This is a genomic window from Dorea sp. MB18-49 (assembly GCF_023669465.1).
Classification (GTDB): Bacteria; Bacillota; Clostridia; order Lachnospirales; family Lachnospiraceae; genus Dorea_A; species Dorea_A longicatena.
Genome location: NZ_JAMOYX010000026.1, coordinates 25,698 through 37,859 on the forward strand (window position 1 = coordinate 25,698; position 12,162 = coordinate 37,859).

Here is a 12,162-nt window from a genome sequence, read left to right on the forward strand (position 1 = left end):
CTTACAATTTACCTAAGATCATGAAGGAGATGATCAGTCCGTACAGACACACACCTTCTGCAAGACCTACGAAGATCAGTGACTTACCAAGTGCACTGGAATCCTCGCTGATTGCCCCAAGAGCCGCACTTGCTGCACTTGCAACGGCGATACCACCACCGACGCAGGAAAGACCGGTTGAAAGTGCTGCTGCCAGGTATCCGAATCCGGTTGCGTTCGATGCCGTATTGCCGGCTGCTTCTGCTGCCTGTACCGGATCTCCCGCAAAGAGCATGATTCCCGCGATCAGGATAGTACTAAAGAAGAAAAATACATTCGTGCCGATGGCCCTTTTATAACGCTTCTTCGTCCTCTGTCCGATCAGGAAATATCCGAATGGAATTACAATGCTAAGTAACAATGTTGCAATTAACAATAATCTAACTGTCAGGCTCATATTTTTGTCCTCCTGTAAATATATCTCTGAATTCTGTCTTATTATTTTTCCTCTACAGAACCTGCCACTGGCAGCTTCTTTCGAACGCATGGCGATTTATCCTCTGGATCACAAAATCGCTTAAATCGTTCCTTTACTTTTCGTCACTCTGGCTGTGAAACGGCTTGAACTCCCGTCCGGTTCCCTTATAGAACCTGCTGAACATCTCATAATATTCCAGACGCAGTACCTGGATACCGACGACCAGACCTTCCAGTCCGCACACCAGCACATTTCCAAGCACGAACACGATCCAGTTCGTGTGTCCCGCACTTGCGCCGGATAACATCAGCACAACCTCCATCATCGCCGCATGGCTGACGGCAAATGCACCGATACGCACATAAGAAATGGTATTGGAGAAATAGCTCAGCATCGTCTCGAACAGTTCGAAGAACGCCTGCACGAAGAACATTACCTTGCCCTCTTCCATCTTCTTATGCTGCTTTGTCACCAGATTTCCCAGCGGTTCCTTGAATACGAACAAGATCACCGGAACTCCCAGGAAGATCACCATCAGGATATTGCCCGGAACCTTATGTCCCGTCATGTAAAGCACTATCGTCAGCACCAGGAATCCGTAGAACACCAGTCCCGCGATTCCATTATGGGAAAATAACATATTTTCCACATCATGACTCTTGATCGAATTGATCACGTTAAAGATCATCACCAGGATATTCAGTCCCATGCCAAATGCAATGGCAACCACAAATACTGTGTTGAGCTGTCCGATAAACGGCAGGTTCGTCATCGCATCCACCGGCCTTAACCAGTGTGCCTGTATCACATCTTCGAATCCGAAGATACTTCCGAACATGAATCCAAAGAATGTTGAGAACAGTCCCGCAATGGATATGATCCCAGCCAGGTTGATCTTCTTAATCAGGTACAAAAGCCCGCCGAATACAAACAGGCATAAGCCCTGGCCGACATCCCCGAACATCGCACCAAAGATAAATGTATACGTCAGTGCCACGAAGATCGTCGGATCCATCTCATCATTTGCCGGAAGCCCGTACATCCGGATGAACATCTCGAACGGCTTGAAGAACCTTGGATTCTTAAGCTTCGTCGGCGGCTCTCCGAAGAATTTCTCCTTGTCTTCTTCTACAACAACGAATACCTTATCATCATTCTTCGATTCCGCCAGGAATTTGTTCACATCATCTTCGCCCATCCATCCGCACAGGATGTAATAGTCTTCTTTATTATCTCCCTCTTCGATCCTTGCCGCCAGCTTGCGGACATCAAAGTTCGTAGCCAGTTCTTCCAGACGCTTCTTCGCACCTCGGAGCTTTGCGGCATTCTTTGCCATCAGCTCACTGATCTGTTTTTTAATCCCAGCAATCTCTTTCTGTTTTTCTTCAATTTCTTTTTCAAGCTCTTCACAGGCCTGCGCCGGCGTTCCTATGTATTCGGATGGAATTGCAATCCTTTCAAAATGTAAGGAATTGAATACCGAATCCACCTTACTGGAATCCGCATTCGATACGAAATAACATCCGTATACATAATTTTCATTCCTCGTACCTTCGATAAATACCGCATTCAGATCATCAAATAAATATTTTTCCAGACGTTTGTAATAATTCACATCTACCCGTCCGAACCGGACTTTCATATATTTATACTTTAATGATTTCTGCATATCCAGTTCCAGTGTCCGGAACGGCTCCATGATCAGAAGCTTTTCTTTGTATTCATCTACCTGCTTCTTCGTTAACTCTTTCTTCTCCAGCAGATCCAGATAGTCATGATTGACATCCCGGATCAGGTTCAGCATATCCTCCTGATTCATCGATACATCGATCCTCTGGTCTTCATCCGCTAACAGTGCGCTGAACTGTTCTGCCTTCGCAAGCGGCTCTTTGTATGGATTGACTTCCACAAAAGGCTGCAGGTTGTCGGTCGTCTTAAGCTCTGCCGCCGCATTCTCAAGCTGCATCTCGTATTTCGACAGATACACCTCGCAGACACGGTCGATATCATTCTTCGGTCCGCTGATGCTTAAGAACTTCATCTTAACAATCATTGATTCACACCTCCTAAGTATCCTAATGTCTTTCCCTTCGTCAAACCGTAACGGATACACTCAAGGGCTGTCGTTAGTTTATAGATTTCTTCTTCTTTCAGGAACAGATACGTATTGACGATCGCGATCGAATACGGATCATTCCTTTTATCAGTCAGGTACAACTTCCGCAGGCAGTCGCGGTACATCTGTTCCAGTGTTTTATCCGTCTGCATATAATTATATTTTCCTGCATAGTACGTCTTTTCCACTTCTGCTTCAAACTGTTCCAGTGTCGGCGTCTCCACCAGTGTCTTGAATTCTTCTACTTTTATCCGATAGTGGATCGGGATCGTCATCGAATAGATATCCGGCGGAAGCATATGATAATACTTCTTCGCACGGTAGATCCACTGAAGATTCAGAAGATCGATCTTCATTCCATAGTCCTTTAAGAATATCTTCTGCTCATGTCCTTTCAGAACCCGTTTTCCCTTTTTCCACATCGTAGAAAAATAATACAGATCCAATGCCAGATCATAATCAAACAGCGTTCCCGCTCCGGAATCTCTGATTCTGGCAAGCGCACCATAATATTCCGTATCCCGTAAGTTATCTACAAGCTCGTCGATATTTTTCGAAGTTATCAACCGGTCTATGGAAATTTGTGAATATCTGTCAAAAAACTCTTTCTTGTATTCCAGATCAAATGGTTTCTCATAATGATTGAACACGATCCTCAAACAGTAGTTGATCAGATCGACTTCATACCGTTTCCAGTATAATTTTAAGAACGTCTTCTGCTCCATCCCGGCAAACCGGAAGATCCTCGAATAATCATCGAACAACGACTGATACAGGATCTTCTCCACATTTCCCCTATGATATAAGGAAACATCCATCCGCTCCACATATGGTGCATACGCCGTCTTGTCTTTCAGATATTCGATTGCTTCTGTCACTGTACCAAGACCTGCGATCGTATCATAATCTTTCTCTTTCAGAAGCTTCGCCGACATCGCACGTACCTTTGTCGTGATCCCGCTGTAAGCCATCACATTTCCCATACGCTACACCTCGATCATATGTCTTACGATTTCCTCTGCATAAATGTCATGATTTTCTTCGTATTCCCTCTTCAGATCATCAATCGCCTTCTGGTCCTTCTTCCGTTCCCGGTCCAGAACTTTCTCTACTTCCTGCTGCGACTTTGCTTTTATCTTCTCCAGTTTTTTCTGTGTCTCTTCTTCCAGGTCCCGGTCAAATTGATTCCTTTCTTCCTGTATCTGTTTTTCAATTTCACTTTTCTGCTGTCTGGCATGCTCTACGATCGCCTCCGCCGTTTCTTCCACTTCAGCCAATTTCTCAATAACAGAGTTCATAAGCCGCCCTCCTTTTTGCACATTTCACAACGAATAATTGTTACTTTTTTATCCATGTTATAATAATACACCTATTTTCTAAAATTACCACTATCATTTTGTATATATTGTATTATTTTTCTCAATTCTTCTGACAATTTCCACTTCCATTGACTTTTTCCTGCACAGACGCTAAACTAAGAACGATTTGCAAAATGTCAGAAAATCCTTGCAAATCCATTGATTATAAGGAGGAACACACATATGCGTCTTAGAAATATACCACGTGCAGAGAGCGTTCTCGAAGCCTGCAAAGAAGTTGTTAAGAATCCGGAAAGCTTATGCGGACACTGGAATCAGGAGTTCCAAAATGAACGACCGCTGCACATCGAGATCGGTATGGGAAAAGGTCAGTTTCTTCTGACTCTCGCAGCCGAAAACCCACAGATCAACTACGTCGGCATCGAACGCTATTCCAGCGTCTTATTACGTGCCGTTGAGAAATTCCAGGAACTGGAAGCCGAAGGAAAAGCTCCTGCCAACATCCGATTCATCTGTATGGATGCGAATGACCTGCCGACGGTATTCGCCCCAGCGGAAGTATCCCGTATCTACCTGAACTTCTCCGATCCATGGCCAAAGGCCCGCCATGCAAGAAGAAGACTGACATCCAACGAATTTTTCAAGCTTTATGACAAAGTCCTGACTGCAGACGGAACCGTAGAATTCAAGACAGACAACCGTCCGCTCTTCGACTTTTCCGTAGAAGAACTTAAGACTTCCGAACTGTTCGTTCTGGATCAGCTTTCCTATGATCTTCATAATGACAGTAAGATGAACCAAGGAAATATTATGACCGAATATGAAGCAAAATTCTCTTCCATGGGCAATCCGATCTGCAAACTGATCGCAAAACGCAGATAAAGGAACCTCTTCCCTTTCCTTTCATATATTAATAGAGAGCATATCTTATGCTCCTGTAATCCTGTGAAAGGGTGGAAGCTTATGTTACATCTGACGACACAAAACTTTGAAAGCTTCAGGGCCTGTCACTGGCAGCTTTCTTCCGATGCACCGGCGGGTGAAAGCACGGAACATCCCGTGTTTGCCGTAGTCATGTTCTACGCCGTCTGGTGTGGAAAATGTGCAATGATGCGTCCCATTATAGAAGATCTCGAAAAAAAATACCAGAAAAAATATTCCGGCAGCATTCGCTTTTTTGAAGTAGAGACCACAGAATCCGAACTTCTCGCAGCTGAGTATCAGACAGATCTTCTTCCGACATTTCTCTTTTTCAAAGACCAGGAACTGATCGCTGTCATGCAGGGGATGATATCACAGAACGATTTTGACGCACGTCTACAGAAAATCTTTAGAAATAGTTAATTTATATTTCCTAGGAAAACATAGTTTTTTATGCTATATTTAAGAAGTAACAGGGATAAATATATTTAATAAAAAGGGGGCATGGTGAACACACCACGCATTATGAAAAATTTAAAAAGAGCATTACCAGTTGCCATGGCAGTTGTACTTGGTTCTACTGCGGCACCATTGGTCGTAAAGGCAGATTCATCTAAAGTTGTAACACTTGGAGCCAACCTGTCAGATTCACAGAAGAATTCCATGTATGAGTACTTTGGTACCTCTTCTGACAAAGCAGAAGTCATCGAAGTTACCAATGCAGATGAAAGAAAATATCTCGAAGGGGTCGCTCCGGAAGAACAGATCGGTACCCGTACCTACAGCTGTTCATATGTAGAGCCGACCACAAGCGGCGGAATCCAAGTAAAGGTTTCCAACTTAACTTATGTTACAAGTTCTATGATCTCCAGTACACTTCTTACATCCGGTGTCGAGAACTGTAACGTTATCGCTGCTTCTCCGATCGAAGTATCCGGAACAGGCGCACTGACAGGAATCATGATGGCTTATGAGAAAGCCACCGGAACAACTCTGAACGAAGATCAGAAGGCTGCCGCAACCGACGAACTTGTCACAACAGGAGATCTGGCAAATGATATCGGACAGGACAAAGCCGAAGATGTCATGAATGATGCCAAAGAAAGCGTTATTGAAGACGGCTTAAAAGATGAAAACGATATTCAGGATGCAGTGGAAGATGCTGCCAAGAATAACGATGTCACTCTGACACAGGAACAGATCGACAAGATCACTGAACTGTTAAAGAACATTTCCCAGTATGACTATGATGTCAAAGCACTGAAGAATACACTGAACAACATCGACGGAAAGAGCGAGGGATTCTTCTCCAACCTCTGGAATTCCATCAAGGGAATCTTCGGCGGCAGTGACAGCTCTGATGGCGGAATCATCAACAATACGGATGACAGTGCACTCGGCGATGATGTCGTAAGTAACAGCACACTGGATTCTTCCGACAACTCTTCTTCGAACAATTCCGACAGCGCAGATAATTCTTCCGACAGCAGTTCGGATGACAACAGCGATGACAGCGGATTCTGGGGCAAGATCAAGAAATTCTTCAAGGATCTGTTCGGCGGAAGCGATTCTAAAAAAGACAATTCAGATAAGAGCAAAAACGATGCCAATACAGAGGACAGCAAAGATACTGATGATGATCAGTCTGACGACACACAGAATGATTCTCTGAACAGTGATGCAGATTCTTCAGATGCCGGCACAACAGACAACTCTGCGGATGATTCTTCACTGAATAACAGTGCCGATGATCAGTCCGATACTCAGAGCAGCTTACCAGGCAGCAGCGAATCAGATTCTTCCAACTCTGATACGTCTGATTCCACAACTAACGGCTCTGCCAACTAGACATAAGCATTAGCAGGTAATTATAGTAACAAACGAATTATAATGACAATACAGCAAACCTGCCACTGGCAGCTTTTCTTGCATACTTTAGTATAAAAACACCGGGAAGCTTAAAAAAACTTCCCGGCGTTTTTTATTTTACTTTATTCAAATTAAAATCTCTCTATTCCAAAATTTAAATAATCCTAAAATTACTCCTCTTAAAATTCAAACACAGCAACTCCGTAAGGCGGCAGCTTATAAGCAAATGAATACGGTCTTCCATCACATTCTTTTGCCTCAGCCTTATAGATCTTCTTCCTTACCGCTCCGGTTCCGCCGTATTTTTCCTCATCACTGTTCAGAATCAACTTATACTGTTTCTTTCTCGGAACTCCGACTCTGTAATCATCTCTTGCCATCGGCGTAAAGTTGCAGACGAACAACAGATTCTTCTTTGCACCTTTGGAATGTCTCATGAAACTATAGATACTTCTGTATCCATCATCCGCATTGATCCATTCAAATCCTTCCCAGCTCTGATCCATCTCATACATCGCTTTATGACTCTTATACAGATGAAGCAACGCTTTTACCCACTCTTTCATCTGCTGATGCTCCGGCTCAGCCAACAGGAACCAGTCAAGTTCTCTTTCCTCGCTCCATTCACGAAGCTGTGCGAATTCCTGCCCCATGAAAAGAAGCTTCTTACCGGCGTGTCCCATCATGAATGCATAACCAGCTTTAAGGTTAGCATATTTATCAAATCCCAGTCCCGGCATCTTATTAAGCATCGAACACTTAAGATGTACCACTTCATCATGCGACAATACCAAGATATAATTCTCACTGTATGCATAACTCATGGCAAATGTCATCAGATGATGATTATCCTTACGGAAATATGGATCCAGCTTCATATATTCCGTGAAATCGTGCATCCATCCCATATTCCACTTCAGGCTGAAACCTAAACCGCCTTCTTCCACATCACCGGTAACCTTCGGCCATGCTGTAGATTCTTCTGCGATCATGAGTGCTCCCGGATTTCTTCCAAGAACAACAGAGTTCAAATGTTTGAAGAAATCAATCACTTCAAGGTTCTTATTCTCACCATACTTATTCGCTACCCATTCGCCATCTTTTCGTCCATAATCCAGATATAACATAGACGCAACAGCATCTACACGAAGTCCGTCTATATGGAATTTTTCAATCCAGAACAATGCATTGGAGATCAGGAAATTGCGGACTTCATTTTTTCCAAAGTCAAACACTTTTGTTCCCCAGTCCGGATGTTCTCCAAGTCTTGGATCTGCATATTCATACGTCGCAGTTCCGTCAAAATCAGCAAGTCCATGTGCATCCTTCGGGAAATGGGCCGGTACCCAGTCCAGAATGATACCGATCTTATTTCTATGCAGATAATTGATCATCCATGCGAAATCTTCCGGTGTTCCATACCGGGATGTCGGTGCATAATAACCAGTCACCTGATATCCCCAGGAACCGTCAAACGGATGCTCCGCGATCCCCATCAGCTCCACATGTGTATAACCCATTTCTTTAATATATTTGGTAATTGCTCTGGCAAACTCTCTATATGTATAGAAACCTTCATCTTCCCGTCCCGGATGGCGCATCCAGGAACCAATATGTGCCTCATAGATAGACATCGGCTTATGCTTATGATTCCAGGTCTTTCTGTGGGTCATCCATTCTGTATCCGTCCATTTTATATTCTCGATATCTGTAACTCTGGATGCTGTTCCAGGTCTTAATTCCGCATAATTGGCATATGGATCTGCCTTAAATATCTGTTCTCCCGAATAAGTCTCAATACAATACTTATACATCTGATTTTTCTTCACACCAGGTATAAAACAGGTATAGATTCCCAGAGGTTCTTCTCTCTTCATCGGGTTCGCCTCTGTATCCCATTCATTGAACTCTCCGACTACCGAAACTGCCTGTGCATGCGGTGCCCATACCGCAAAATACACACCTTTTTGTTTTCCGTCCTGTACCAGATGTGCACCCAGCTTCTTATAAATCTCGTAATGATTTCCCTGTCCGAAAAGGTATTGATCCAGCTCGCCTATTTCATACGGTTTCTTCTTTTTTTCAGCCATAATTACCCCTCGCATTCTGTTGCATATTTATAACAACATTATACTTTACAAAAGGGCAAAAAGAAAGAGTTTTGACAGTTTAGTTTGTCAAAACTCTTCCAAAATCTGACTTAAATTTTAAAATCTTCTTCTTTCAGAATAATTCTGTCAGAATCATCTGTTCCCTTACCAAATACTCTTCGTGCAAGGTGTTTTACATTTGCTTTCTGTGAATGAGCAATTGCTTCATCCATGATCTCTTTAACTTCTGCAACAGATACTGCATGGTCTTCTCTTTGCATTACATCGATACGGCTGTACAGTGCAAGGATTCCCATCTCATCCAGTTTATATCCATTCTCTTTCGCATATGTCTGACCGAATGTTACCAGCTCATCATTAATGAATACCGGAAGTTCCAGTTTCGAACTGAATTTCTTCTTGAATTCCGGATTAGCTGTCATCAGACGCTCCAGAGGTTTTCTCTGATCTTCCAGTACGAAAAGTAATTCACCTGTCTTTTTTTCCATCAGATAATTAAGTTCTTTTACCGTTCTTGAATTCAGCTTGCCAGCATGTTCAATGATGATTGCTCCTCCACGAAGCTTCTGGATGATATTCGTAAGTTCTTTCTTATTCAAAGACTCACCTGTAACGATCGCTACTTTACCCTGTTTCAGATTTCTCTGTTTCTGGATTGCTTTTACGATATCAACCGCAAGAACTGTTTTACCAGATCCTTTTCTTCCGATTACCAGAAGGTTTCCTGTCTTGGAAGTACCCTCTCTCTGGGCACGTCTGTCATTATCAAGAACCTCTACGATCTGTTCACTCATTCCTCTTACCGGAACGAAATATGAGAATAACTTCTTCTGTTCTTCCGTAAGTCCTGCCTTTAATCCGATTTCACTCGTTGCACTCAGATCATATCTTCCTGTTACAACGAATCCGGTATCAAATGGAACTCCACCTTTTGACTTTTTAATTCTTGCCTGGATCTCTTCTTCGGATGGCTCTTCAATCTCTAATTCTTCTGTGTCATCCTCATCTTCGATCTCTTCTTCGTCAAAATCTTCTTCCTCAAAGTCGCCTTCGTCAAAGTCTCCTTCATCAAGATCCTCTTCCTCAAAGTCAGCTTCGTCAAAATCTTCCCCTTCAAGGTCTTCGCCAAAATCAAGCTCTTCGTCATCGTCGATCTCTTCTTCGTCGAAATCCTCTTCGTCCATATCTTCTTCAAAGTCGCCTTCGTCAAAATCGGTTTCTTCATCATCTATGTCTTCAAAGTCGTCTTCGTCTTCGTCAAAATCGGCCTCTTCAAGTTCTTCCTCGTCAAGATCTTCTTCCTCAAAATCAGCTTCGTCAAAGTCTTCCTCGTCGAAATCTTCTTCCTCAAAGTCGCCTTCGTCAAAGTCTTCTCCTTCAAGATCTTCTTCCTCAAAGTCGGCTTCGTCAAAGTCTTCCCCTTCAAGATCCTCTTCCTCAAAGTCGGCTTCGTCAAAATCACCTTCCTCGAAACTGCTTCCATTCATATCCAGTCCGTCAAGCTCATCTTCGATTCCTTCTATGAAATCTTCATCCATTCCCGGACCGTCTTCAAGTTCTTCCTCATAAATCTCATCTTCGGAATCTTCATTTTCACTCTCCATCTCTTCCATCAGACGGACAATGTCATCCGGTATTCTCTGTGTATTTCTTTCAGATTTTTCCTCGTCGGCTGCCTCTTCCTCTGCTTTTCTTGCTGCCTCTTCCTCGGCCTTTCTTCTGGCCTCTTCTTCGGCTGCTCTTCTTGCTTCTTCTTCAGCCTTTCTTGCTGCCTCTTCCTCGGCTTTTCTTCTGGCTTCTTCCTCAGCTGCTTTTCTTGCTGCTTCTTCTTCAGCCTTTCTTCTGGCCTCTTCTTCGGCTGCTTTTCTTGCTGCCTCTTCCTCGGCTTTTCTTCTGGCTTCTTCCTCGGCTGCTTTTCTTGCTGCCTCTTCCTCAGCTTTTCTTCTGGCCTCTTCTTCAGCTTTTCTTCTGGCTTCTTCCTCAGCTGCTTTTCTTGCTGCCTCTTCTTCAGCTTTTCTTCTGGCCTCTTCTTCGGCTTTTCTTCTGGCCTCTTCTTCAGCTTTTCTTCTGGCCTCTGCTTCAGCTGCTTTTCTTTCTACTTCTTTGCGCTCTTCTTCCTGACGGATTCTTGCCTGTTCTCTTTCCTTCTGGAGACGCTCCTCATCTTTGGCTTTCTGCTTTGCAATCGCCTCTTCATGATCTTTCTGTTTTGCTTCCCATTTCTGAAGGATATCATCGATCATCATCTGACCGTTTGCCAGGATTTCATCCTCGCGCTCTTTCATTGCTTCTTCTTCAATATTAATACCGCTTGCAACAGCAACACCCTGTGCCAGAGCTTCTTCTAATGTGGCCCCCGTAACTACCTGTTTGATTGCTGATGTATGCTCTTCAGGTGTCTCAACAGATGCTTCCGGTTCTTCTTCCCTATACATCGGAGTCTCTTCCACTGCTGCAGTTGCTTCCGGTACAACTTCCTCCGGTACGACATCTGCCTGTGCGGCTTCCTCCGGTATTTCAAACTCTTCCTGCATCGGAACCGGCTCCGGCGGAATCTCCTGTACTTGTGCATCATCTATTCTCTGCACCGTACTTTCCTGTACCTCTTCCTCAGAACCTTCATCATATTCATTCTCATCGTCAACTTCTTCCAATGTTGACTCCGTCTGTTTTACAGGTTCCGGCTGCTTCTTTACTGCTCCCGGACGGCTGTCATATTTTTCCTGCTGAAGCGGCGTCAGTGGCTTATACTTCATCTTAAGTTCCATCGCCAGGTATACATACTTTCCTTCGCTGAACCAAAGAATCAGGTCATCACATTCTTCCAGACATTCCGCAGTCATTCCCGCCTCATCATATAACTTGGCAAGTTCATATGCCCATTTTTCAATATATTCCGCTTTTTTAAATTCTTCCAACGCCGCAATCTGATCCGAAAGTGCTGCTCCCTGAGTTCTCAGGATCTTATACTTCAGGATATATTGATTCGGGTCTTTTGGCGCCAGCTTAACAAACTCTTCATAACAGTCTGTCGCTTCTCTGATATCCTTAATCTTTAATGCCAATGTACCTAATCGATATACGATTTTACGGCTTCCCGGTGCTCTGTCAAATGCCAGGAATAAGATATCTCTCCCTTTCTTAAATTCTCCGTTATATTCATAAATCTCACTTACCGTATTAAGCATAGAAGCGTTCTTTACTCTTCGCCAGTCTATACTTTCAGCTATATCCATTGCTTTCTGGTATTCCTTTTTTTCCAGATGATCAAGCATCTGCTCGGTCTTTACCCTATATTCATATTTATCCAATATTTCTCACCTCAAATATTTATTTTAAAAAAGCGTATTTCCCTACAATTTTACTTAT

At 43.4% G+C, this 12,162-nt stretch carries 9 protein-coding genes; 3 read left to right on the plus strand and 6 right to left on the minus strand.

The annotated features are described in order from the left end of the window. Position 1: 1 nt before the first annotated feature. From NCY30_RS09055 to NCY30_RS09070, 4 genes are all read right to left on the minus strand, one after another. Complete coding sequence (locus tag NCY30_RS09055; RefSeq protein WP_055181436.1) at positions 2–436, minus strand: ATP synthase subunit C; 435 nt, start codon at positions 434–436, stop codon at positions 2–4. A 133-nt stretch (positions 437–569) separates the two neighbouring features. Beyond that, positions 570–2,510 (minus strand): V-type ATP synthase subunit I, encoded by a 1,941-nt coding sequence (locus NCY30_RS09060; protein ID WP_250818640.1) that lies wholly within the window; start codon positions 2,508–2,510, stop codon positions 570–572. Continuing rightward, positions 2,507–3,556, minus strand: coding sequence for a V0D/AC39 family V-type ATPase subunit (locus NCY30_RS09065; protein WP_055181439.1), 1,050 nt, complete (start codon positions 3,554–3,556; stop codon positions 2,507–2,509). The genes NCY30_RS09060 and NCY30_RS09065 overlap by 4 nt, the downstream gene beginning before the upstream one ends. Positions 3,557–3,559: 3 nt before the next feature. Beyond that, on the minus strand, positions 3,560–3,871 hold the full coding sequence (locus NCY30_RS09070; RefSeq protein WP_006428801.1) for a hypothetical protein: 312 nt from the start codon (positions 3,869–3,871) through the stop codon (positions 3,560–3,562). 243 nt (positions 3,872–4,114) lie between these two features. Here NCY30_RS09070 and trmB point away from each other — a divergent pair, with 243 nt between their 5' ends. The 3 genes from trmB (at position 4,115) to NCY30_RS09085 (ending at position 6,661) form a co-directional block, all read left to right on the plus strand. Continuing rightward, positions 4,115–4,774: a tRNA (guanosine(46)-N7)-methyltransferase TrmB gene (trmB, locus tag NCY30_RS09075; RefSeq protein ID WP_022416452.1), complete on the plus strand. Its 660-nt coding sequence runs from the start codon at positions 4,115–4,117 to the stop codon at positions 4,772–4,774. Positions 4,775–4,855: 81 nt separating this feature from the next. Next, complete coding sequence (locus tag NCY30_RS09080; protein ID WP_250818641.1) at positions 4,856–5,236, plus strand: thioredoxin family protein; 381 nt, start codon at positions 4,856–4,858, stop codon at positions 5,234–5,236. A 102-nt stretch (positions 5,237–5,338) separates the two neighbouring features. After that, positions 5,339–6,661 carry a DUF1002 domain-containing protein gene (locus tag NCY30_RS09085; RefSeq protein ID WP_250818642.1) on the plus strand — a complete coding sequence of 441 codons (1,323 nt, stop codon included), beginning with the start codon at positions 5,339–5,341 and terminating at the stop codon, positions 6,659–6,661. Positions 6,662–6,861: 200 nt separating this feature from the next. Here NCY30_RS09085 and glgB read toward each other — a convergent pair whose 3' ends face one another. Together glgB and NCY30_RS09095 are read right to left on the minus strand one after the other, a co-directional pair. Then, a complete protein-coding gene (gene glgB / locus NCY30_RS09090) occupies positions 6,862–8,772 on the minus strand; it encodes a 1,4-alpha-glucan branching protein GlgB (protein ID WP_139009258.1) in 1,911 nt (636 codons plus the stop codon). A 110-nt stretch (positions 8,773–8,882) separates the two neighbouring features. Next, a complete protein-coding gene (locus NCY30_RS09095) occupies positions 8,883–12,068 on the minus strand; it encodes a hypothetical protein (protein WP_250818643.1) in 3,186 nt (1,061 codons plus the stop codon). Positions 12,069–12,162 lie beyond the last annotated feature (94 nt).